Source organism: Larkinella sp. C7 (assembly GCF_006149005.1).
Classification (GTDB): domain Bacteria; phylum Bacteroidota; class Bacteroidia; order Cytophagales; family Spirosomataceae; genus Larkinella.
On record NZ_VBSL01000001.1, the window covers coordinates 872,133 to 896,672 of the forward strand.

Sequence of the window (24,540 nt, forward strand, 5' to 3'; positions counted from 1 at the left end):
AAGGTTTACATTTTAGTAGGCACTTCAATTCCTAATAACTCCATTGTTTTACAGATAGTTTCGACAACGGCTTTCGATAACGCTACCCGAAATTTGAGTTTGTCGGCATCCGGTTCCGACAGGATCGACAACTCCCCGTAAAACTGGTTGTAGGCCTTGGCTAACTCGAAAGCATACTGCCCCAGGTACGAGGGAGCATAGTCGGTGCCAGCTTCGGTAATCCGCTGATGAAACTGCGTCAGCAAATAGACCAGTTGTTGCTCACTATCAGCGAGTTCGACCGTTTGCAAGGGACCAGTAGGGTCGATTGCCAACTGTGCCGCTTTCCGTAAAATCGAGCAAATCCGGGCGTGGGTGTATTGAATAAACGGCCCGGTATGTCCCTGAAAGTCAATCGACTCTTCCGGGTTGAAGGTCATTCTTTTTTTCGGATCGACCTTCAATAAATAATATTTCAACGCCCCCATCGCCAGCATGTGATACAGCCGGGTGGCCTCTTCGCTTTCAAAGTCGTCAATTTTGCCCAATTCCCGGGTGCGGTTCCGGGCGGTTTCGACCATCTCTACGATCAGGTCATCGGCATCGACCACCGTGCCTTCGCGCGATTTCATCTTGCCACTTGGCAAGTCGACCATGCCGTAGGAAAGGTGGAACAGGCCGTCGGCATATGGGCGGCCCAACCGGCGCAGAATCGCAAATAATACCGCAAAGTGGTAGTCCTGCTCGTTGCCCACCACCCAGATGCCGCGCTGAACCGGATAATCCTGAAATTTCAGGTCGGTGGTGCCCAAATCCTGTGTGATGTACACCGAGGTGCCATCCGACCGCAGCACCAGCTTCTGGTCGAGCCCTTCGTCGGCAAGGTCGATCCAGACCGAACCATCCGGTTTACGATAGAAAACATTTTTCTGTAAACCGTCTTCGATGACGTCTTTGCCCAGCAGATAGGTCTCCGATTCGTAATAGGTTTTATCGAAACTCACGCCAATTTCGTGGTAGGTTTCGGCAAAACCGGCGTACACCCACTCGTTCATCAGCTTCCAGAGCGCGACGGTTTCGGGGTCGCCCTGCTCCCACTTCCGCAGCATTTCCTGCACTTTCAGCAGCAGGGGCGTCTTTTTTTCGGCTTCTTCCCGCGGCATTCCCTCCTCGATCAGCTCCTCGATTTGCTGCTTGTGGGCTTTATCGAACCAGACGTAGTATTTCCCGATCAAATGATCGCCTTTCATGCCCGTCGATTCGGGGGTCTCGCCATTGCCGAACTCCTGGTAGGCCAGCATCGACTTGCAGATGTGAATACCCCGGTCGTTGACCAGACAGGCTTTCACGACCTCATAGCCGTTGGCTTTCAGAATCCGGCTGACCGAATCGCCCAGAAAGTTGTTACGCAGGTGGCCCAGGTGCAGCGGTTTATTGGTGTTGGGCGACGAAAACTCCACCATCACCGACTCGTTTCGGGACGGCAACTGCCCCCAGTCCGGATTCGCCAGCATCGCGCTCAACTCATCGACCCAGACTGAATCGGCAATGGTGAGATTCAGAAAGCCCTGAACGACATTGAATTGGCTGATGATCGTCGTGTTTTCTTTCAGGTACGTTCCGATGGCCTGACCGATTTCCACCGGCTGTTTTCGGGTTGTTTTGGTCAACGGGAAGGTGACGAAGGTATAGAGCCCTTCAAATTCTTTTTTGGTAGGTTGCAGAATAACGGTTTCAACGGGCACATTGAACAGCGAATTGATCGCTTCGGCAATGGCTAGTTTAAGTTGTGCTTGAATGTCCATTCGACCAGGTAAGATTCAAAGCACAAAACTACGCCAAAAATTAGTTTCCATCCGTGTTGGGGGAAAGGAACTGCATTAAAAACCGCTCACTCGTCCCGGTTCTTCCGTTTGCTGAGCCGAATGGGATACGAAGCCGTGATCCGAAACGCAAAGCCTCTAGCCGCCATTTGCAGGAAGTAGGCGGTTTGGTTGAGGAATCGTTACTATATTTTTCATCCTGAAATTTCCGATGAGATCGCCTGTCAATATTATCCATAACAAACCGGCCAAATCGTTGGATACAAGTTTCTGTCTGACATAAGACGTATCGCCCGTCCACAAGTCACTTTCTGCCTATTTAATAGTACAGAATTAAGAATTTCCATTCACGCAAAAACCCGCTGTTTGATTTGACAAAAGGGGCGGAATACGTACCTTTAATCAGTACTTAATCAAAATGCTGATGATCAATCGTCTCACGATAGGGCTGTGGTGCTGGATGCTGGTGGCATGTATTCCTGCAATGGCCCAATTTGAGCCTTCCATCCGCCTGGAATTGCCCATTAGTCAGAATTCGGAGGAGTTTTTCGACGTAACGACGCTCGGTGATCAGGGTGTTCTGGTAAATGTCCGGCATGGCGATTACTACTCGTCAGCCCCCACCAAGTTCTCTTTCAAACGCTACGATACCGACCTCAAACTGCTCTGGTCGACGGATTATAAAATTGATGCGTTCTACGAACCGGTTCGGTCGGCCCGCACGGAACATTACCTCTACTGGCTGCTGAAAGAAACCGCCAACGAGAAAATTGCCATCCTGCGGATCAACCTCACCGACGGAGCGATGGAAACCTACCGGGGCGATCTGGTGACGCCCATGGATATTTTTCATTTCAAGGTGCTGGATAACATCGCCTACCTCGGCGGCTATTACCGCTCCCGGCCGGTGGTGGTGTCGTTCTCGTTTTTCGATCTGACTTCCAAAGTGTTACCCGGTTTGTATACCAACCACATTCAGCTCAACAACATCGAAGTCGATGAACAACGGCGGCTGGTTCACGTCATGACTGATGCCACGCACCAGCGGAACTGCGAGTTTACGGTTCGCACCTATTCGTACGAGGGCAAACTGATCCGGACGGTGAACCTGGACGGAAACAAACACAGTCTGATTTCGGGTAAACTGCTTCCCCTCAACGACGACGAATCGCTGCTCGTCGGCAACTATTCCAACGACTGTACGCCCTATTCGCAGGGGGTTTACATCACGCGAATCCGCAATGCCGCGTCGCCGGTGGGTGAAAGCACGGTGATTACGCCGACCGAAGACACCCGGTACATCGACTTTTCGGAGCTTCAGAATTTCTTCAACTACATGAAGCCCAAACGCCAGCAGAAAATGATCGAGCGATTGGCGCGTCGGAAAGACCAGGGCAAAGACACCAAGTTCCGGTATCGGCTGCTGGTCCACGATCTGGTGCCGACCGACGAAGGGTTGATGCTGATTGCGGAAGTCTACTACCCCCAATACCGGGGCAGTTCCTATCCGTATCTGGGCGCCGGGCGTTCCTTTGACCGCTACCAGGAGGGCTACCGGTATACGCACGCGTTTCTGTGCGGTTTTGACAAAAAAGGCAAACTGCTGTGGGACAACTCCCTGCCCATTCCCGATCTGAGCAGTTATGATTTGAATCAGATGGTGCAGGTTTCCCGCCAGGGCAACACGACCATTCTGGCCTATCCGCACGACGGCGAAATCCACGCCGAGGTGATTCAGGGCGGCAAGGTGGTACGGGAGCAGGAGAAGTATTCGCTGAAAAAATTACGGGAAAACGAGAAAGTGGTTTATTCCGAAAACGAACAACTGGAAGCCTGGTATGACGGCCATTTTCTGGCCTGCGGATTTCAGAAAATTTCGACCGACCGCTCCCTCGCTCCTCCGCGTGAAGTTTTTTACATCAATAAAGTAACCCGCATTCCCGACGATCCGGACACCCGCCCGTCGAGCCGCTCGGCCAGCCCGGACGATACCAACGCTACCCGAAAAACTTCCGGATCAAAACAAAAATGAGGTTCAGCAGAACGCTGACGACGATGCAGGTGACAATCGGGAAATAAAAACCGCCGTTTTTACCTTCGATACGAATGTCGCCCGGCAACCGACCGAGCCAGCTTAGTTTGTCACCGAAGAAATAGACGACCAGCCCAATCAGGACTATCACCACTCCAATTCCGATCAGATATTTACCAATGCCTGCGTTCATACCCGTACCCTGTCCGTGTTTGAATCTTTCTCTACAAGTATAGACTACCCTTCTCAAAAAGGCAATTTTCCGGCTAACCCCATTTTTTTAACAGAAACTTGCGCCACCCTATAATTACTAATCAACTTCCTGAACCCACAAGACGAGACGTTTTTCAAACGATACACAAAACCGGCTACGGCCGTTCAGGCCATGTATAAAACCGGGCAAGCCGAGATAACATACGAGGTTTAAAACAAAAACAATCTTTTTCCTTTTCCAGACACTACGGCTACATTGAAAAAACCGACAACGCTGGAACCCTTGGGATTTTGATTGGCCAGATTGGTGGAGACATTTGCCATGGGGGTCGACGTAAATAGCTCTGATAGACCGCCAATTTTGTCAGTCTGATCAATCACTTCATTCAGGTAATTAAAGGCAGCCAGACTGATGGAATGGATCTCGACATACAACGAATCCCGGTGTATAATAGAGGGTTCCCGTTGACCGTCACTGTCTACTTCATTCGGGGTGATTTTGCCCCGAACCGGCGAAATAAACGGTACGCCATCGAAGCCGTTTCCAGATGAAATTCCGGCATCATAGGCAATGTTAATCTCGCTGGCTTTGTTTATAAATTTCCCATTCTTATAGGTTTTGATCCAATAGGTATCGCCTTTACCGACCAGATCGTTCCCCCAGAATTCCGCCCGATATTCATCTTCGATAGGCCCCCTTCCTTCTTCGAATTTATAGGTAATACTGTCGATTGGGGGTACCCGGCCAGCCCTACAGGTAGCTTCAAACGTTTCACCCTGATAGTCAACAATCAATTGGTAGGTTCTGCCGGGAATACCAAGTTGCTCGCCAGTTGCCGGCATCCAGGTGTATGAGCCATCTCTCGTGCGCTCATTTTCAGTAAAATCATACCAATTACCGGCATCATCGCTGATCCGAACCCGCGCTCCGGATACGCCCGGAGGCAGTTGGTCATTTTCGAAATAGGGCTGTGATAAAGTAAGCTTTATCGTCTGGAGTTCGCTTTTGTTGTTCACCCAGGCATCGATATTCAGCACGGCCGTTGAACTACCAAGCATGATGTCGACCTCATCATCGCAGGCCAACAGAACCGGCATCATGAGTGCCAGTAGGAACTTCGTCCAGAATTTTAGTTGGATACCCATGGAGCGTTACAGTGAAGAGTTAAGCTAAAACTTAAAGTTGTAGGAAACAGACGGAACCATCGTTCCAATGATGGCAACCCGGTGTGCATCAGCTTGTAAAGGGGTGTTGGCCGTAACCCGTTGGGTGCTCTGTAAAAAATACTCCGAAAAGGTATTTTTTCGCCCATACACATTATAAATCGAGAATACCCAATAATCACGGTTTTTTCGGGGTACCCCATTTCGGCGAAGGGGGTTCCCTTCCATGCGAATTGAAAGGTCCAATCGGTGGTAGGAGCTTACCCGAATATCGTTCCGCGACTCATTCGAATTATACGGGATCAGGTATCCCTGCGAAACAATTCGCTGGTTGGGATAGGTGGTGGGCGTGCCCGTGGTATAGACAAAATCTGCGGTAGCCGACCATTGCGGGTTGATCGTATACGAACCAACCACTTTCAGGTTATGCGTCTGATCGAATCGGGCCGCATACCAATTCCCTTTGTTGATGCCCTCAATCTTTAATTCAGACCGGCTTAAGGTATAACTGACCCAGCCAGTCAGGTCACCCTTTTTCTTTTGCAGATACAACTCCAGGCCATACGCTCTTCCCTTGCCACTGAGCAAATCGCCTTCCAGATACTTGTTACTCAACAGTTCGGCACCATTGATGTAGTCAACTTCATTCACTGATTTCTTGTAAAAAGTCTCGACCGACGCTTCATACATTCCGGTAGTTCCGATAGTCATAAAATAGCCCAGTGTATATTGATCCGCTACGGTTGGTTTTAAATTGTTCGTGCTGGGAGTCCAGACATTCAACGGATTCGAGGCTGTCGTGTTGGAAATAAACTGCACATACTGCGCGGTCCGTGAATAACTGGCTTTCACCGATTTTTGATCATCGATCCCAAATTTTAAGGAGAATCGGGGTTCCGGATTCTGATACGACGCGATGGTTTGCCCACGCTCATAGTGTTTTTCACGCACTACGGTTCTTCTTTTTCCCGGTATGGTGTCGTTATAAGTTGCTGCGGTACCGGGCCCGAGGTAGTTAAAACGGGAAAACCGGAACCCATACTGAATTTCAAGCCGGGGCGTAACCTGCCATTGATGGCTTGCATAGGCCGCCATTTCCAGGGCATACTTTCGCTCCAGGCTATTGTCAACAGGTTCGCCGTTGGTAATACCTTTTGTATTCGAAGGATTAAATCGGTAATAAGAACCTTCAAACCCAAACTTGATCTCCGACCGGGCACTGATAAAATAGCTAAAGTCGGGTTTGATCACATAATTGGCAATCGAAGAATGCCAGGCGTATTGGTTATTGGCATCCTGATTAAACGCCAGATTGTAGTTATACTCACTGAAAATGGCCGAAACGTTCGAAAATAATTTATTGGTAATCAAGCTATTCCATCGTAGCGTGGCGGATTTATTGCCCCAGTTAAATTTGGCATCATCCGACAGCCCGAAGTTGTCCCGGCCCAAAAAACCGGAGAGGTATACCCGGTTTTTGTCGTTGATTATGTAATTGGATTTAAGGGTAACATCATAGAAGTTCAACCCAAATTTGTCGCCCGTAACCGCGGAGGCTACTGCATCGATGTACGATCGCCGGGCGGCAATCAGAAATGAAGATTTATCCTTGACCAGCGGGCCTTGTACCGATAACCGACTAAAAATAAAACCGACACCACCCTCGACTTCGGTCTTTTTCATATTTCCTTCCTTCAGCCTAACATCCAGAACCGCACTTGTTCGACCGCCGAATTGGGAAGGAATAGCGCCTTTATACAATTTAACGTCCTTGACGGCATCAGGATTGAAAACCGAGAAAAAACCCAGCATGTGGGATGAATTATAGACCGGGGCTTCGTCGAGCAGCACCAAATTCTGACCAACACTCCCGCCCCTGACATTAAACCCGGAAGATCCCTCGCCAACCTGGCTGACACCCGGCAGAAACTGAAGGCTTTTCACAATATCTACTTCGCCCAATAAGGCAGGCAATTTTTGAATCGTCTTAATATCAAGCCGATTCACACTCATCTCTATATTTCTGGCATTGGCACCACCCACACTTTTGTCAACGATCTTGACCTCCTGAAGACTTTGGACTTTGGAGGGTAAGTCAACATCAATTTGAAGGTTCGCTTTCAGATCAATGTTTTTTACAATCGTACTATATCCCACCGAAGTGAATTCAATCCGGTACTGACCAACCGGCAGTGTGATCGAATAAAACCCGTAGCTGTTGGTAGCAGTACCGGTTTTTGCTTCTTTACTAAGAATCGAAGCGCCAATGAGGGTTTCTCCATTGGTCGAATCTTTTACCGTTCCACTGATGGTGTACCGGGCTTGTCCAAACGCACCGCCTGATAAGGTGAGAACCATCAAAATGAATAAAATAAAGCAATGGGCCGCATGCGGTCTTAGTTTGTTGATTAGCATTCGAATGACTCTATTTAATAGCAAATGGAAGATTTTTGACGCGGTTGGCATTGAAGATATACCCTACAGATCCGTTTACCTGCAAGCCTTTAATTCCATTAACTTTTCCGGCGGTATCAAAATTTCCAGAATGGATGTACCGGAGGTGCCCTCCCAAAACCAGCCGCTTGCCAAAGCGCCAGTCAAAACCGGTTTCCAGAGTCGTATGGAGCGCTACCCTGGCTTCTGCTTTAATGCTGGTGGGTCGTGATGAAGGAGGTCCCGAACCTGAACCCATTGACAGCGTGCTAAGTTTTCCACCAAAGATCATGACTGGAATTACGCCCGTACCGAGTGAAATGTAAGGCCTGTATTTGTGCCGTGGTAAAGCATATTTAAATCCAGCCGTGAATAGGAAGACCATACCTCCTCCGGTTTCCAGTAAATCTCCGTCAATTTCCTGCTTTTGGGGTATTTTCAGGCGACCGATATCGACAAACCAGGCGATTGAGTCGTTTACCCATTTTGTCAAATGAATATCGAATGTGGAATGGGAGTTACTGATATCCATATACGTTTTATCCGTAATACCGGTTTTTACCGAGCTATTCATAAAAAAGAGACCGGGCCGAAATTCCAGTACAATGCGACGATGCCAGGTAAATTCCTTAATGGAATCAACCCGGGTCATTCCACCGGTGCCAGCCACATTTTTCCATAATTCATGGTCTGCTTCTGATCGGTAGTTCCCCGCTAACAGTTCCGAAATCACCTTTGCCATTGTCGTGCTGTCGCTGAGCGTGCGCTGGTCGACGGTCAGGCTATAGGCCACCAGGTGCGGGTACTTTTTCTTCAACCTTTCAATCAAACAAGCCTGTTGGTTGTTCCCCAACAGGTAAACCCGGTTCCGGTCGATATGAAAATTGGAGTAGGTTTCTTTTATAATGAGATCGATAAAGTCGGTGTCCTGATCCGCACGGGTGCTATCGGCACAGCGCCATTGGTTTTCACCGGGATTGGGAAACAGAAAAACGGCAGGCCTTCTGCTAGCCAGCCACGCACCATTTGATGCAAACGTCTTTCTCGCATCATCTCCACTGGGTGGCAAGACCACGACAACCGGCAAATTGGGGGATATCGTTTTGTCGCCATTGGTGGTATAATTGATGTACGTACGGTTTATAGAACCCGATTTGGCAACAAAGACTCGTTGTGCCTGGACGAAACGGGGTAAACCCAATAAAACCAGTATAAAAACAATTTTTGGGGTCGGCGTAAAAATGAGCATTGGACCGTATTCAAACTTTGTGGGCATCTAGTCATGGGTACCCAGTTTTTACGGCCAACGTTGAAAAGTATAGACATTTAGGGGGATTGTGTATACATTCTCTGGCTGTTGCCATCCCTGGTCTGCTCAAACGGAAGAATTGCGATATACTTTCTCAAATTCGTCCGCAAAGCGCCCGCCAATGGGAATCTCACGCGTGCCAATGAACAGTTTGGCCCGCTGGAAGGAGGTAATGTGAGCCAGGGAAACAATAAAGGATTGATGAACCCGACAAAACTGACCCGGAATTAGTTTCGTCTCGACTGCCTTGAGGTTCATCCGGATCAGCAGGGGTTTGGTGTCCTGATTGACGGCGTACAATTTTACATAATCCTTCAAACCTTCTATGTAAAGGATTTCATCGTGAAACAGTTTGATCTCCCGGTATCCCGAATAGACGAAAAAGAACGTGCGTTCGCTGGCTTCAGAACTGAACGTATTCGCTTCGGTCTGTCTGACCCGTAATAAATCGTGTGCTTTGTTGACCGCCCGCAAAAACCGCTCAAAGGGTGTCGGTTTGACCAGGTAATCGACTACGTTTAGCTCGAAGCCTTCCACCGCATATTGCTCATAGGCCGTAGTCAATATGACCAGCGGAGGATCCGACAAACTGCGTAAAAACTGAATACCGGTTAGCGTTGGCATTTGAATATCCAGAAATAGCAGGTCTACCGTTGACTGCCGAATCGCATCTCTTGCATCGAACGGATTGGTATAGGCGCCGACCAACTCCAAAAAGGAAATCCTGCGAATGTCTTTTTGGATGACTGCCAGCGCAAACGGTTCATCATCAATGGCTATGCAACGAATATTCATCAGTAAGGAGTTTATAGACTTACCTGCAGGAAGACGTTATAGATCCCCAGCTCGCAATCGAGTGTAAGCTGGTGTCGATCCGGATAATGCAGGTTCAATCGGCGTTTTACGTTTTGGATGCCAATCCCCGAATCTTCAGTGGCCAACGACGTATGATCATCAAAATATCGGTTTTGGGTTTTAAAAATCAAATTCTGCCCGGCTACCGTCAACTCAATGTGAATCAACGATTGGTATTGACTATGCTGGCCATGCTTAAACGCGTTCTCTACAAAAGGGATCAATAACAAAGGAACAATGGTTTTACCGGTTATATCTCCCTGCCAATCAAAACGGACCCCGTCCGGATCGATAAGACGCATCTTTTGCAAATCAATATAATTGTGCAAATGGGTTATTTCCTGATCCAGCGTTACCTGATCATGATGGGCCTGATAGATGATATAGCGCAGCAACTGAGACAGTTTTATAATCGCTTCTTCGGCCCGGTCGGACGATTGGCTCGTTAGCCAACGGATGTTGTTGAGGGTATTGAACAGAAAATGGGGGCTGATTTGCAGCTTTAACATGGCTAACTCTGCCGTCACTTTCTCCAGGCTCATTTGTTGTTGGGCCTCCCGGGTGCGCACCAGATCCCGCCATAATGCCAGACTCGTACTTGCGCCAATGACCAGGACAAAGGACAGCAGTTGCGGAGTCGGCAAAAAGCTACCGAGCCATAAAGGCGACCGGGGAGGTGTTGGGAAGGAAACCCCACCCGGGAACGGAGGAAAAGCGAGGCCAGGGGGATAAGGCAACCCCTTCAGGACTACCCATTGGGAGAATGTTAGCAGCAACAGACAGCCGAGCCCCCCTATTAACACGGGGCCTATTGTATGTCCTCTCAACGCCTGCGGGGTCAGGCGGTGCAAATTCAGGTAAAAAAAAGCAATCAGTAAGGCATCACTTATCAATTTGGCCGGCAGTAGGGTGGCTACTTCCGGTCGCTGCAAAGTGGAGATTTCCAAGGGAAGAAAAAGAAACGGTAGCGTCACCAGCGTTACCCAACCGATCAGGTGAACCAGAACCGAGGAACGCTCAATGAGCCCCTGAGTTAGTCGCATAACAAATGGGTTTTAACTAGTAACGTAAATACGTGCTGTTTCCTGCTTTCCGAAGTGCGTCTGTAGACTATTAATGACAAACACGGCCACGTGGCTGAAGAAATCAGTAGGTATGGCGACACAGTTATCAAACCCGTATTCTTATTTCTTCAAGCCAAAGCCCGCAAACGGCGCTTTCGCATCGTCCAGCACCAGCACCCAGTCCGTGGTTGGGCCCACAATTGGGGCCTTGAATTCCTGCGGACCACTGTTCGGAAATACCCCGATTTTCTGGCTTTTTCCGTCACGGGGATTATACCAGTACGCCAGCACGTTCGGCGCAGCGGTCAGCCGGGCGAGGTCAATTTTCAGCGGACTGCCGTTGGGCGTGTAGGCAAACAGGAAGTTGTCGTCTTCCGAAATGGCGGCCACCTGGTGATTGCCATCGTCGGAATTGGTATTCTGAATCAGCCGCTCATCGGGCATCAGCCGCGTCCACGGATGCGACTCATACAACCGGCGCAAAATTCCCATCTGAAACGCCCCGGCATGGTCGAGTGCCCGCTTCCAGTGCGTACGGGCGGCCGAAACCGGCGGATTTCGGTCGTTATCGAAAAACTGCCAGATGTTGTGGTTACCGTAGGTATGCCCGCAACCGCCCGACAAAACCGCCCACCAGGCCGCCTGTCGCACATCAAAATCGTCAAAATAGCCCTGCTCCGGTTTGTGCGCAATCGGATGGTCTTCGTAACGTGGTTCACCATCGAGCGTCGGTTTGGGTGGAAACATCGCGTAATTCTGCCGTTGCATCACGTAATTCTTCTTGTTTCTGGCACTGTGTCCCGACTGAAACAGGTTAATATTCAGCCATTTATCGCTGTGAAAAAATCCTGACGAGTTGCTGTCGCCCTGCGGGTGATACGTCATTAGCTTGGTGCCGCCGTCGCCTTTCTTGATGCCTTCCGCCATCGCCCGGACAATAGCCAGCCGTTGCTCGCCCTCCGGATTGCGGTCACCGCCCAGAATCCAGATGACCGGTTTTCCCCGGTAGCGTTTGCCAATAAACTCACCGTAGGTCCGGGCATTGGCGGTATTGAAAATTTCGGGGCCTTTTCCCCACTTCTTATTGAATTTATCCCCCCAGGTCGGCAGCAGCCCAACAACCAGCCCCAGCTCCGTGGCCCGGTTGACCACCCAGTCGACATGCTGGAAATACGCTTCATTCGGTTTGGCAGGATCGTTGCCCACCAGCGGCAATTGGCCATACTGATTGGGTTGCGTCAGCCCGTCGAGTTCGGCCAGCACCACCGCCTGAATCACGGTAAACCCTTTGGCCGCCCGGTTTTTCAGGTACAGATCGGCTTCTTCTTTCGTTAGCCGGTGGAATAATTCCCAGGCCGTGTCGCCCAGCCAGAAAAACGGTTTTCCATCGCCCCGCATGATGTAGCGTTTGTCGGGAATGATGTAGAGTTTGGATAAGGCAACGGTTTCTTTCGAAGCCGCAGCGGGTTTCTGGGCGTATCCAAAAGCGGACAGGAACAGGTAGAGAATTCCCAAAGCAAGCATCTTTATTACGCTGTTGCCAGAGCGTGCGATAAACCAATTGGTAACTATATTCATTTTAAAGGAAGGGGCTGTAAAAACCGACATTTGAATGAAATCTAAGACGGTTTGCTTATAATTCAAACACCTTTCCAAAAACTTGCCGTACTTTTGCGGCTTGTTACAACTATGACACCAACGCCACGCGATATTGTTGCCGAACTCCGGCAGGGACGACTCATCCGGCTGGCCGACGAAACCGGGGTTTCACTGGCCTGTGATCCCGGCCATGCGGAAGCCGTCGAACATCTGCTGGATGTCCGGAAAGACCTGGTTCCGGCCCCCCTCCCCACCATTCTCATTTCCGATAGTGGTCAGCTCAACCTCTATGTCCGGCCCGTGCCGGATGTGGCCTGGGATCTGATCGAGTTCGCCGAAATGCCCCTGACGGTTTTATTGTACAACGGCATCAACCTGCCCGAGGCCTTCCGGTTGCAGGTGCCGCTGCGGAAAACCCTCAGCGAATCGGTGCGAAACCTCATCGGCGCGTTTGGCCGGGGGCTGTTGACCCTGCCGTTCGAAGACGCTGAATGGCCGGTCGGTCTGGCAAAACCGCCCATTTCGTGGGGCGAACTGCCAGCCAAAATTCAATTACCGCGTATTATGGAGTTAGGTCCAAAAGGGGAAGTAGCCTTTTTACGAAAATAATGAGCCGTACCGCCACTGCCGACCAGGATCGGAACGATTCGTTATTCCTGTGTTCTATGAACTTTACGGAGACCCTACATAGCAATCCCATTTTTGAAGTCATCGCCCGTCAGGCGGCTGCGCTGGACGTTCGTGCGTATGTCATCGGCGGTTTTGTGCGGGATCTGATTCTGAAACGTCCGTCGAAAGACATCGATATTGTGTGCATCGGCAGTGGCATCGACCTGGCCGAAGCCGTAGGCCGGGAGTTGAAAGTGCCGGTGATTGTGTTTAAGAATTTCGGAACGGCCATGCTACCGGCTCATCCCGACCAAACTATTTATAGCGAGGCAACCGAAACCGTTCCGGGCAGCCGTTCGCTGGGCTGGGAAGTGGAGTTTGTGGGCGCCCGAAAAGAATCTTACCGCTCCGATTCACGAAAACCGCTGGTTGAAAACGGTACGCTCGAAGACGACCAGAACCGCCGGGATTTTACCATCAACGCGATGGGCATTAGCCTGAACGAGAGCGACTTCGGCCAATTGCTCGACCCGTTTGGCGGTCTGGACGATTTGCGCCGGAAAACCATTCGCACGCCACTCGAGCCGAAAGTCACATTTTCCGACGATCCGCTGCGCATGATGCGGGCCATCCGGTTTGCGTCGCAGTTGGGTTTCGACATCGAGCCGGACACGTTCGACGCGATTATTGAAATGAAAGACCGGCTGGCGATTGTTTCGCGGGAACGGATTACGGACGAGCTAAACAAGATTATTCTGTCGGCCAAGCCATCATACGGTTTTAAACTGCTGTATCACGCCGGTTTGCTGGATCTTATTTTCCCGGAACTACTGGCGTTGAAAGGCGTTGAAACCATTGAAGGCAAGGGCCATAAGGACAATTTCTACCACACGCTGCAAGTGCTGGACAACGTGGCCGAACGCTCCGACGACCTCTGGCTGCGGTGGGCGGCTTTGCTCCACGACATTGCCAAACCGGCTACCAAACGCTTCGATCCGAAAGTGGGCTGGACGTTTCACGGCCACGAGGATCTGGGAGCCAAACAGGTTCCGGGCATTTTCCGCCAGATGAAATTGCCGCTGAACGAAAAAATGCGGTTTGTCAAAAAACTCGTTCGGTTGCACCTGCGGCCCATTGCCCTGGTGAAAGAACAGATAACCGACTCGGCACTCCGGCGGCTGCTGATCGAAGCGGGCGACGATCTGGAAGCGCTGATGAACCTGTGCCGGGCCGATATTACGTCGAAAAACTACGACCGCGTCAAGAAACACCTCGCTAATTTCGACAAGGTGGAGCGCAAACTCCGCGAGCTGGACGAACGGGATAAACTGCGTAATTTTCAGCCGGTTATCACGGGAGAACTCATCATGGACGCCTTTGGTCTGAAACCGTCGAAAGAAGTCGGACTGATCAAGGTAGCCATTCGGGAAGCCATTCTGGAGGGGACCGTCGTCAACACGCTGGAAGCCGCGATTCCTTTTATGATCGAAGAGGGCCGGAAAATGGGCCTGGAACCCGTCAAAGCGCTATCCACTCATGCTGACCAATCCGTAACCCGTGATTCCGCTTCCCCGGAAGGCCCGCAATAGATCCGACACGAAACCACCACAAACGCACAAAATACTATGGATAAGAACAACTTCCGACGCTTTTTCGGCGCAACACTGACCATTCTGGGCATCATCGTCGTCCTGTTTGCCTGCGTGGCTTTCCTTTCGGATGCCAAACCGGTGTTGGGCATGAGCATTACGAAATGGGAATCCCTGGCGCCTTTCATCGTGGGCCTGGTGTTTCTGGGTTCGGGCGTTAGTCTTATTAATAATTCGTAGCGGTTTATTACGGCTTTTCCGGTTCTACGAGGAATCCCATCCGCGGAACGGGGTAATACATCCACAGCACCTTCTTACTAACCCCTTACTTTTCAGGTAGTTAATTACTGGTATGGCATTTGAGAGTAGGCTACAAACTCAATGTTAAACCTGTTAATCGATTACCTGTATGGCTTCTTTCACGGAACAGTTAGCGAATTTTTTTGGCACGAGGGACACGGACACATCACTGCGTGAATTATTCATCAGCGAATTGAAAGGCATGTATTATGCCGAAAAGCAAATTGCCGATGCCCTGCCAAACATGGCCGCAGCAGCCACCACCGATGTGGTACGCGACGGTTTTCACCAGCACCTGGCTGAAACAGAAAATCAAATCCGCCGGATCGAGCAAATCTTCCAGCAACTGGGGATGGAGGCCGATGAAAAAAACTGCAACGCCATCGACGGCCTGATCGACGACGGCGACGTGGTTATTTCCGACACGGATTCCGGTTCATTGACCCGCGATGCTGGTCTGATCATTGCCGGTCAAAAAGTTGAACACCACGAAATTGCCGCCTACGGCTCACTCCATTCCCTGGCCCGGTTGCTGGGGTATCATGATGCCGCTCAACTCATCGAGGAAAGTCTGGAGGAAGAGAAAAATACAGATCGGAAACTGACTGAAATTGCGGAATCGTTCATCAATGAACGCGCCAAAATGGAGTCCGACAACGACGATGATACCGACCGGGATGGCATCCGCGACCGGATGCGGGACACGGTTCGCGATGGCGACTACGGCCAGACTACCGGCACGTATGCAGGTGGTAGCAGCTATTCCGGCGTGACCGGTAGCGGTACCGAAGAGAATGCGGATGCGGCAACCTGGCAGCGGGATCAGTCCAGTCAGGGAAACCGTACCTGGAATTCGGATGATGACACCCGATCCAACTCAGGCAACACGACCAACCGGCGCGATACCGATCCATTGACCGGTGGCCCAAGCGGTTTTTAGGGTTTTGTAACCGCAGAATATAAAATGCTAAACGTCCAATGTAAAAGTGGTTTAAGAGCGCTTAGCCTCTTCACTTTTACATTGGACCTTTAACATTTTATATTCTGCGGTTAACTTTTCAGGTCTTACTTTCCCCGCAACAAACTCACCCCAATCTGACACGACAGGCACTTTTTAGGCTGGCAAAAATTGTTGTACAGCTCAATAGCCCCCTGCGAATCGAATGCCGTGCGAATCGGAATATTTAAATCCTGCCAAATCCGGGTCACGCGGTTGTCTTCCGCCGGGAGTTGTTCCAGCAAGCGGATGGCCCGCTCCCGGTATTCCAGCTGATCCTTGTGATGGGAATAAGCAATCAGCAACGGAACAACAGCGTTAATAATCAGATTTTCAGCGGCTTTCTGTCCCATCGCAGCCAGCACATGATCAGATGGTTTTCCAAACCGGTAATGAGTCTGCCAATAAGTGGATGGCGTAACCTGCAAATGCCGCAGCAAAATCCGGCTGTCGTCTGTTTCGATCAAGACTGAAAACAGGCTGTTTCGGAAGGTCAGAAGTTGGGCAAATTGGGCCAGCCGGAGCGTCGGAAAGTTGGCCGGACGAAGTTTAGCCCACTTCCAGGCATAGGCGGGTAGCTTTTTGGTGGTAAGCTGGTATTTGGCCGCCAGAAAACGGTATTCCCGCTGCAATTCCGCTTCATAGGCATCCGGTTTTTCGCTGTTCAGCAAACCGGCCGTCCCAAACAACATCGCTTCCAGTTGCCGAAGCGTACCACGGTGTTTTTGCAAGGTCTTCAGCGGCACCTGACGACTGAGTTGCCCAAAAGGTTCGGTATTCACCTGAAAACCAAAGGCTGCGGCCAGGAGCTGATACGTCGTCTCCTCCCAGTCCAGATCGGTGCTTTGAAACAGGGCCATTACCCCGGCGGCCTTGCGTTCCAGGCGTTGCAGCAGGGCTTTATCCAGCATGGCCGTTTGGCGCAGGGGTTCCACGCGGGCTATCTGAGCAGTACAGGGTATGGGTCCCGATTCAGCCAGCAGAGTCTGATAACGCTGCAACAAAGCCAGATCCGCCCGCTCGCTCAGGCACAAGGTCGGAATAACTGAACCGTCCGATCGCTTCAACTCAAGAGACTCTTTTTCCCAGACAATGTGCAGAATCACGTTGTCGTAGGCCCGGTCGTGCTGGTGGCGGTGGAGCAGCCAGTCCCCGGCCCGCACGTGTGCTTCCACCGTTCCCACCCACTCAACCTCCCCAACAAAAAGGCGGGCGTGCGTAAAATCCGGCCCCGCATCCGGATTGCGGTATCCCGGATGAATCACCCGCAGGCTCTCCCCTTCCTCCGTTCGCAGATCGGTAGCGTGGAAATAGTGAAATTGCCAGAGAAAATAAATAAACTCTTCGGACATAAAGAGTTATGAATGATGAGTGATAACTGAAGCGTATGACGGATCCTCCGTGCAGCTACGTATTGGAAGGAGAAAAAGGCAAAAAGTCACACTTTCAGCCAAAAATCTTCCCTAAACATCTGATCTCATCATCACTCATAACTCTTAACTCATCATTTATAACTCAAAGGTACTCCGCCATTTCCTGTTGCAATAGCCGGGCTTCATCGGCTGCTTTTTGCGCGAAATCAGTGCCGCCGGACGCATACAGAATGCTGCGTGAGGCATTGACCAATAAACCGCACTGCTTGTTCATGCCATAGCGCGACACCTCAGCCAGGCTACCGCCCTGCGCACCCACGCCCGGAACGAGCAAAAAATGATCGGGAATAAGCGTCCGGATGTGCGTCAGCTCGTCGGCACGGGTGGCTCCAACCACGTACATCATCCGGTCGGCCCCGGCCCAGGTCTGCGATGTCCGGATCACATTTTCGTAGAGCTTTTCGCCCCCAACGGGCCATTGCTGGAAATCCGAACTTCCGACGTTGGAGGTCAGGGCCAGCAGAATTACCCATTTATTTTCAAATTCAAGGAACGGTTCGACGGAATCCCGGCCCATGTAGGGTGCCACCGTAACGGCATCAAAATCCAGCCCCGACGAGGTCGGGTCGAAAAAGGTGCGGGCGTATAAACCGGAGGTGTTGCCAATGTCACCGCGTTTGGCATCGGCAATGGTAAAACAGTCCTTGGGAATGTATTCGAGGGTTCGCTGGAGGCTTTCCCAGCCGCGGGGGCCCTGGGCTTCGTAAAAAGCAATATTGGGTTTGTAGGCAACGGCATACTCCGCCGTGGCTTCAATGATTTGTCGGTTAAAGGCCGCCACCGGATCCGGTTCGCGCTGAAGATGCGTCGGTATCCGGCGAATGTCGGTGTCCAAACCCACGCACAAATAGGATTTTTTAGTTAAAATAGTCGTATACAACTCATTAGCCGTCATAGGTTGATCGTCTGCTAAAGTTAAATTAGTCGGGTGCCCGTAAAAAAGGTGAGGCTCAAAATTACTGGAAGTAGACAGAGTTTCCTAAATTTGTCCGCTGATGCCGGACAAACCGGTTCTTTACGCTCAATTAGTATTTCATGCAGGTCATCAAAACGTCGATTGAAGGGTTGGTCGAATTACGCCCGAAGACATTTAAAGACTCCCGTGGTAGTTTTCTGGAGACATACAATCAACCGGTTTTCCACGAATTAGGCATTCCCACTCATTTTGTACAGGACAATCAGTCCTTTTCAACCAAAGGGGTCCTGCGGGGGCTGCACTTTCAGAACGAACCGTTTGCACAGGGCAAACTGGTCCGGGTCATTACCGGGAAAGTGATGGACATTGCCGTAGACCTGCGCGAAGGTTCGCCAACTTTCGGGAAATACGAAGCTTTTATCCTGGATTCAGAAACCAGCAACATGGCCTACATCCCGGAGGGTTTTGCCCACGGTTTTGTGGCCCTCGAAGACAGCATTTTTAGTTATAAATGCACCAATGTCTACAACAAAGCCTGCGAGTCGGGAATCATCTGGAACGATCCTGATCTGAACATCGACTGGGGCATCGAGAACCCGAACGTGTCTGATAAAGACCAACAGTTGGCTCGTTTTCGCGAATTATTTCCGCAATCTGTGTCTTAAATTTTCGGCGCATACCGATTCGTACCGAACCGCTCACCTGAGCGGTTTTTTTGTATCCGTTTAATAAACGAGCACTAGCCATATTGTTAGTTTTGGCACGATTCATGTCCATTAATGAAGCAGATTAAGGGTGCCGTGCCAAACTTTTGTCTGGCACCCGAATCTCCTAACTTTCTAGTTACATACCCCAATGCCATTCGGTTTTCTGACTCGTGCCCGTACAAAAACCGCTAAGCCCGACGCGTCGGCTTCGGCTTCCGAGCTTCGTGTCGATGTCCATGCCCAACTGCTTCCGGGCAGTCAGGACGGAACCGATTCGGTTGAACACAGCATCAGTCTGCTTCGTGAACTCTCTGCGCTGGGCTTTCGGAAGGTCGTTGCAACCCTCCACATCATGGATGGCTTCTACCAGAATACCACCGACAGCATTTTTGCGGCCGCGTCGATCCTGAAGTACGAATTGCAAAAATTAAAGATTAACATTGAGGTGGAAGTAGCCGCCGAGTATTTTGTAGATATCAACCTACTCAGGATTCTTTACTCCAAAGCCGAGTTGTTGACGTTTGGCCAAAGTACGACCGAACGCTATCTGCTTTTCGATACAAGCCTGGTCAAACGGCCCTACGAACTGGATAAGGTGATTACGGCACTCCAACAACGGAACCTGGTGCCGGTTATGGCTCATCCTGAACAATACATCTACCTGCAAAAAAATCCTGAAACGATGCGGGACCTTCATTATCAGGGCGTTAAATTTCAGTTAAACCTCCTTTCCCTCTCGGGTCAGCCCTCGCGGGAAGCCCGAAATCTGGCAGAATGGATGATCGACCAGCGGCTGGTTTCCTTCGTCGGAACGGATATTTACCACGAAACGCAGCTACCCGCCATCAAGCAGACCCGGAAACTTCCGTATTATCAGAAGGTTTTAGAGAGCGGATTGTTGAACAACACCCTGATTTAACGGAAAAGAACCCGAACCCTTCCTGTCGGCTTTCTTACTTTTCAACCATTTCTTCCATCACTTTTTTACCAACTTTTCGGGCCGACAACGGATTTTGACCCGTCACCAACCGGTCGTCTACCTCGATAAAAGGCAAAAAGGGAATTAAACTTTTCCGATAAATCGCGTTCCGTTTCCGAAGCTCGTCTTCCAGCAAAAAGGGGACTTCATGGGTCAGCCCCAAAAGCCGCTCCTCCACGTTGGCAAAACCCGTAATCTGTCGGTTTTGAATCAGCAGGCTACCATCCGACAAGCGCACATTCAACAGCCCGCTCACACCGTGGCACACAGCCGCGACCATTCCACCGCCTTCGTAGATCTGCCGGGTGATCTGTTGTAGAAGATCGTTCTCCGGAAAGTCCCAAAGCGTTCCGTGCCCCCCGGTAAAGTAAATCAACTGGTAATGACCGGCATTCACTTCCTCCGGTTTGCGTGAATTCTCCAGCTTCGCTTTCAGTACCGGATTGGGATACCATTTGTCGTTCGTGTTGTCTTTCCGCTTCAAACTCCGCTCGTCGATTGGTACGCGTCCTCCCTTCGGACTCACGATGTCATACGGGATATCTTTGTCTGATAATTCATCATAAAAATGGGTCAGTTCACTCAGCCAAAGGCCCGTTTTCTCCGGTTTGGTTTTATAATCCGTGTGGTTGGTGCAAACGATGAGGGCCCGGATGGAAGGATTCATAGAGGGTTTCGGCAAAGTGATTGGGGTTACAAATATCCGCAAAATCACCGAAAAGAAAGGCCCGGTTTTCAGAAAACTACCGCCAACTAAAATTCTTCACTTCTTCTTCCTTACCCCTATATTATTTGGATTATTTCGCTATTTTTGACCTAACCGTACTGAAAACTTGTAAAATAACCTATTATCATGAAAACCGTATCCTACGAGTCGATCAAAGCTGATCAGGCCTGGATCACCGTAACACAACACCTTCAACGCCGAAACCAGCTCATCTCCGACGGCATCTCTTTTCTGGAAAAGCACCCTGCCGACCACGTTTTGGCAGGTCGGTTGGTCGTTATTCAGTACCATTTACGCGCCACAGTCCGGCGGTTAATGGAAGAAACATCAGCCACCCCTTCCCCGGCCTCCCTTAAGCAACAAATCAAACGACAGTGGCTGATGGTTCATCAACTGAATTTTCTGTTGCGGCAGATTGACGATGAACTGAGCAAAATGGGCTTCAACAGCCCGGTTTTTCGGTCGTGGATGAGCGCGAAATTAAACCGGTTTTCGTATAACACGCCGGCCGGTCTCTCCCTGAATTAGACACTGGTCGCCAATTTCACCTCATCCTTTTCAGCCAACACACGCGTTGGCCTCAAATTGCTGTAATCCCTTCCGCAGCTTTTCGATATCTTCGATGGGCCAGTCCAGCCGTTTATTGGCCGACATCCGCCGAAGGTGTAATTGCGTCGCCTGCTCCAGAAGACGGTGTTTGGAAGGCGGCATCTGCAATGCCTGACTCATGAAGGGCGCCAACTCCTGCTCCAGGCGCACACAGGCATTGTCGGGTATACCGAAATATTCGGCCAGCAACCGAACTTCACTAACCCGCCATAGACCCGGTTTCTGACGCCGTAGGCGAATCGTATTCTCGGTTAACCGAACGGTTTCGCTCAATCCCCGGCTGTCGACAGCACGGTCTTTCATCCGCCACATAATGGCCCGGTACGTGTTCATGTAAGAGTCGATGAGCTGTTGCAATGGTTCCATGCTGGTGTCTTTAATGTGATTTGGGTTAATACCAGACACTGAATCAAAAAAAAAGCCATCCGAGTGATCAGATGGCACAAATTGACTTTTAGCACTTACTTGATGGTTAAAAGTAACCGATAATGGAGATAAGCAAATTTGCAGTAGCGTATGACGCCTGCACTGGTCACAACAAAAACCCGCAGGCAATTACTATGCCTTGTTCTTTAAAAATTTAACTAATTTACAAATTGATTGACTTTCTGGTTCAGCGCATCGTCGGAGACCGAGCCGGTTGTAATCAGTACCTGATACCGGAAAGTTACGGACTTGCCCGCAGGTAGCACATAGTTCATTGGCTTGTCTTTCCCTTCGCTCATCACACTGGGGGCCAATGGATTAGCGGCATACAGGCCGTATCCGCGTGAGTGCCAGTAGGTCGGATAGCCGATGTTTTTCGGATTATCCAGGAGCGCGACGGAAACGTTTTCTCCGTTGATCACCCCCGTCAGATTCATCCATTTGGCGCGCGTGCCCCAGACTTTTTCGCCTTCTACCCCTTCGCTGCTTTTGTATTTTCCGGTGACGCCCGTATTATCCATCTGGGATACTTTGGTTGCCACACCGCTCGCATCCGTGAACACTTCCGGCTTGTTCGACGGGTGTTCCAGTTGTCGGGCCAGCCGAATCGCCACCATGCCTTCTTTGTTGTCTTTAAACGTCACGTCCTTGCTCAAAGCTTTCAGCGTCGTTGTCCGGTCGATGATGCGTTCTTTTGGCGTACCGCGAAAAACAAACGTCGTCGTTTCCTGCAACAGGGGCTTGCCGTCTTTATCGAGCCAATCGGCGGTTACGACCAGTTCGCCCACATCTTTCCCACTTTTCAGCGATTTAATACCGGTGTGAACGATGGTACCAAACGGGCCGCCGTGTCCTTTCACATCGTTGGAATTGTTCCAGAAATCGTGGCCATTCACATCGCCATAATTGAGCCACATCCCCACGTGGTGCGGGTGGTCGACACGCTCGCCGGGCCGGGGGTCCATCGGCCAGCCTCGCGTGATAAAATTGCCTCCTGCCGTCCGGATCGGATACAACACCGGTTTTTTCAGGACATCCGGCCCCGGGTAGATGTAGGAAGTAAACGGTTTGCCATCAACCGTAACATCCACGCGTTTCTGCGCCTGGTTATTCGTCAATTGCACAGCCTGTTTCTGGGCTATCGCAGCGGAAGCCAGCAGACAAAAGCAGAGGGTCAGTTTTTTCATATCAAGCCATCCATATAGGAACGCGGATTGAACCGATTGACACAGATTAAAACGTTGATCCGTTCGATCCGCGCTCCCATCCATTAAATTAGACTTTTACAACTTTACCGCTCGCCAGCACTTCCTGTTTCGTACTGTCGAACGTTACGCGCTCGCCGGTATGTAAGGCGATGGTTGCCATGATGTTAGCGACGGAGTGATTGAAACCGGCTTTGGCGGGGGCATTGGGTTCTTTCCGGCTGCGAACGCACTCCATCCAGTTCCGCATGTGCCGGGAGGTCATTGGATCGGCACCCGTATTGGCCGAGGTTTCCATTTTTTCACCCGTCGTTGCCAGCGTCTGTTCGGTCAGCAAATTGGCTTTCATGCCCATTTCTTTCGCATATTTTTCTTCCAAACCACCTTCCGACGTAATCTTGTTGGTATCGAGGTTGATCATACCGCCGTTCGAGTAATACAACTCTTTGGTTCCCCCCGCTTCATTGGTCATGCGGGAGTGGTAGGTCACCTGGAAGCCTTTGGTTTTGTCATCATCCGGGCCGTAATCAAAAACCGCCGTGAACGTATCGGCATTGGTACGACCATCTTTCCAGAGGTAAATACCGCCGTTGGCCACCACACTGCGCGGATGATCATAGCCACTGAACCAGTGTACGGTATCGATCTGGTGTGACATCCACTGACCCGGAATACCAGACGAATACGGATAAAACAAACGGAATTCCAGATACTTACGCGGATCCCAGGCCGTCTGCGGACGGTTCATTTGGTAGCGTTTCCAGTCGGTGTCTTCCTGCCGGATTTCAGAAACAAGTTTCGGACGGCGCCAGCGACCGGGTTGGTTGACATTCCAGGTCATTTCGACCATCGAAATATCGCCGAATTTACCCGAGCGGATGAAATCATTGGCGGCAAAGTAGTTCGGCGCACTCCGGCGTTGCGAACCGATTTGAACGATTTTCTTGTTTTTTTCAACCGCTTTCAGGGCTTTCCGGGCGTCGTCGAGCGATTCAGCGAACGGTTTTTCCACATACGCATCCTTACCGGCTTCTACGGCTTCCACGCAGTGCAGTGCGTGCTGGAAATCCGCTGTACTGACAATCACGGCATCGATGTCTTTGCGGTCGTAGAGTTCTTCATTATTCCGACACTTCACAAAGTTATCGGTAATGTACCCTTTCCCTTTCAGGTAGGCCTGCGCTTCATCCCGCCGACGGCTCCAGATGTCGGAGACGGCCACAAACTCGAAGTTGAGTTCTTTGGCATGGTTGGCAAAACTGGGTGCCAAAGCACCCCGGAACCGGTCTGAGAACCCCACAATACCGACCCGAACGCGGTCGGCAGAACCCAGGATTCGGGCATAACTAGCGGCAGAGAAGCTCATTCCGAGCCCCGCCAGAGCAGATTTCTTTATAAAGTCGCGACGATTTTCCATGCGGCTGGTCGTTTAAATGATAAATACAATACGTCTGATTACTGACAAAAGACTATTACTGAAAGACTTATTTGTGAAAAGTCTACTAGTATTTGGCTTATTCCCTTCGTTGTTCGGTGTTCGATATTCAGGATTCGGTATTTAATATTCGATGT

General features: G+C 50.5%; 22 protein-coding genes. 8 read left to right on the forward strand and 14 right to left on the reverse strand.

Annotated elements, in window-relative coordinates; all coding sequences use genetic code 11:
* Positions 1-5: 5 nt before the first annotated feature.
* Complete coding sequence (gene argS / locus FH871_RS03485; protein ID WP_138989917.1) at positions 6-1,784, reverse strand: arginine--tRNA ligase; 1,779 nt, start codon at positions 1,782-1,784, stop codon at positions 6-8.
* A gap of 442 nt (positions 1,785-2,226) precedes the next feature.
* Between argS and FH871_RS03490 the strand changes: the two genes are divergently transcribed.
* The gene (locus tag FH871_RS03490) at positions 2,227-3,834 is read left to right on the forward strand and encodes a hypothetical protein (protein ID WP_229317011.1); all 1,608 of its coding nucleotides are present in this window, start codon (positions 2,227-2,229) and stop codon (positions 3,832-3,834) included.
* Here the strand turns inward: FH871_RS03490 and FH871_RS03495 are convergent.
* From FH871_RS03495 to FH871_RS03525, 7 genes are all read right to left on the reverse strand, one after another.
* Entirely contained in the window at positions 3,800-4,027 is a 228-nt protein-coding gene (locus FH871_RS03495) for a DUF2905 domain-containing protein (protein ID WP_138989918.1), read from the reverse strand. The two genes, FH871_RS03490 and FH871_RS03495, sit on opposite strands and share 35 nt — an antisense overlap.
* A 230-nt stretch (positions 4,028-4,257) precedes the next feature.
* Complete coding sequence (locus FH871_RS03500; protein WP_138989919.1) at positions 4,258-5,193, reverse strand: DUF4249 domain-containing protein; 936 nt, start codon at positions 5,191-5,193, stop codon at positions 4,258-4,260.
* A gap of 24 nt (positions 5,194-5,217) precedes the next feature.
* Complete coding sequence (locus FH871_RS03505) at positions 5,218-7,569, reverse strand: TonB-dependent receptor (RefSeq protein WP_138990248.1); 2,352 nt, start codon at positions 7,567-7,569, stop codon at positions 5,218-5,220.
* 67 nt (positions 7,570-7,636) lie between these two features.
* Entirely contained in the window at positions 7,637-8,920 is a 1,284-nt protein-coding gene (locus FH871_RS03510) for a hypothetical protein (protein ID WP_171062750.1), read from the reverse strand.
* Between the two features lie 99 nt (positions 8,921-9,019).
* Positions 9,020-9,748: a LytTR family DNA-binding domain-containing protein gene (locus FH871_RS03515; protein ID WP_229317013.1), complete on the reverse strand. Its 729-nt coding sequence runs from the start codon at positions 9,746-9,748 to the stop codon at positions 9,020-9,022.
* Positions 9,749-9,759: 11 nt separating this feature from the next.
* Positions 9,760-10,851 (reverse strand): sensor histidine kinase, encoded by a 1,092-nt coding sequence (locus FH871_RS03520; RefSeq protein WP_138989922.1) that lies wholly within the window; start codon positions 10,849-10,851, stop codon positions 9,760-9,762.
* A 141-nt stretch (positions 10,852-10,992) separates the two neighbouring features.
* The gene (locus FH871_RS03525; protein WP_171062751.1) at positions 10,993-12,396 is read right to left on the reverse strand and encodes a glycoside hydrolase family 140 protein; all 1,404 of its coding nucleotides are present in this window, start codon (positions 12,394-12,396) and stop codon (positions 10,993-10,995) included.
* 165 nt (positions 12,397-12,561) lie between these two features.
* Between FH871_RS03525 and FH871_RS03530 the strand changes: the two genes are divergently transcribed.
* From FH871_RS03530 to FH871_RS03545, 4 genes are all read left to right on the forward strand, one after another.
* Positions 12,562-13,080, forward strand: a complete 519-nt coding sequence (locus FH871_RS03530) for a Sua5/YciO/YrdC/YwlC family protein (protein ID WP_138989923.1) — start codon at positions 12,562-12,564, stop codon at positions 13,078-13,080.
* Positions 13,081-13,136: 56 nt separating this feature from the next.
* A complete protein-coding gene (locus FH871_RS03535) occupies positions 13,137-14,669 on the forward strand; it encodes a CCA tRNA nucleotidyltransferase (RefSeq protein WP_138989924.1) in 1,533 nt (510 codons plus the stop codon).
* 36 nt (positions 14,670-14,705) lie between these two features.
* Positions 14,706-14,909 carry a hypothetical protein gene (locus FH871_RS03540; RefSeq protein WP_114405262.1) on the forward strand — a complete coding sequence of 68 codons (204 nt, stop codon included), beginning with the start codon at positions 14,706-14,708 and terminating at the stop codon, positions 14,907-14,909.
* 169 nt (positions 14,910-15,078) lie between these two features.
* Positions 15,079-15,909, forward strand: coding sequence for a ferritin-like domain-containing protein (locus FH871_RS03545; protein ID WP_138989925.1), 831 nt, complete (start codon positions 15,079-15,081; stop codon positions 15,907-15,909).
* Positions 15,910-16,034: 125 nt separating this feature from the next.
* Here the strand turns inward: FH871_RS03545 and FH871_RS03550 are convergent, their stop codons facing one another.
* Positions 16,035-17,318: a DUF2851 family protein gene (locus FH871_RS03550; protein WP_138989926.1), complete on the reverse strand. Its 1,284-nt coding sequence runs from the start codon at positions 17,316-17,318 to the stop codon at positions 16,035-16,037.
* Between the two features lie 163 nt (positions 17,319-17,481).
* A complete protein-coding gene (pyrF, locus tag FH871_RS03555; RefSeq protein ID WP_138989927.1) occupies positions 17,482-18,294 on the reverse strand; it encodes an orotidine-5'-phosphate decarboxylase in 813 nt (270 codons plus the stop codon).
* Between the two features lie 140 nt (positions 18,295-18,434).
* Here pyrF and rfbC point away from each other — a divergent pair, with 140 nt between their 5' ends.
* Positions 18,435-18,980, forward strand: coding sequence for a dTDP-4-dehydrorhamnose 3,5-epimerase (gene rfbC, locus FH871_RS03560; protein ID WP_138989928.1), 546 nt, complete (start codon positions 18,435-18,437; stop codon positions 18,978-18,980).
* A gap of 190 nt (positions 18,981-19,170) precedes the next feature.
* Positions 19,171-19,941 (forward strand): tyrosine-protein phosphatase, encoded by a 771-nt coding sequence (locus FH871_RS03565; RefSeq protein WP_138989929.1) that lies wholly within the window; start codon positions 19,171-19,173, stop codon positions 19,939-19,941.
* A gap of 34 nt (positions 19,942-19,975) precedes the next feature.
* On the opposite strand, the gene FH871_RS03570 is transcribed toward FH871_RS03565, so the two are convergent.
* Positions 19,976-20,668, reverse strand: a complete 693-nt coding sequence (locus FH871_RS03570; RefSeq protein ID WP_171062752.1) for a type 1 glutamine amidotransferase domain-containing protein — start codon at positions 20,666-20,668, stop codon at positions 19,976-19,978.
* A 186-nt stretch (positions 20,669-20,854) separates the two neighbouring features.
* Here FH871_RS03570 and FH871_RS03575 point away from each other — a divergent pair, with 186 nt between their 5' ends.
* Positions 20,855-21,256, forward strand: a complete 402-nt coding sequence (locus FH871_RS03575; RefSeq protein ID WP_138989930.1) for a hypothetical protein — start codon at positions 20,855-20,857, stop codon at positions 21,254-21,256.
* 30 nt (positions 21,257-21,286) lie between these two features.
* Here the strand turns inward: FH871_RS03575 and FH871_RS03580 are convergent, their stop codons facing one another.
* The 3 genes from FH871_RS03580 to FH871_RS03590 form a co-directional block, all read right to left on the reverse strand.
* Complete coding sequence (locus tag FH871_RS03580; RefSeq protein WP_138989931.1) at positions 21,287-21,703, reverse strand: hypothetical protein; 417 nt, start codon at positions 21,701-21,703, stop codon at positions 21,287-21,289.
* Positions 21,704-21,921: 218 nt separating this feature from the next.
* The gene (locus FH871_RS03585; protein ID WP_138989932.1) at positions 21,922-22,950 is read right to left on the reverse strand and encodes a PmoA family protein; all 1,029 of its coding nucleotides are present in this window, start codon (positions 22,948-22,950) and stop codon (positions 21,922-21,924) included.
* Positions 22,951-23,038: 88 nt separating this feature from the next.
* Positions 23,039-24,385, reverse strand: a complete 1,347-nt coding sequence (locus tag FH871_RS03590; RefSeq protein WP_138989933.1) for a Gfo/Idh/MocA family protein — start codon at positions 24,383-24,385, stop codon at positions 23,039-23,041.
* Positions 24,386-24,540 lie beyond the last annotated feature (155 nt).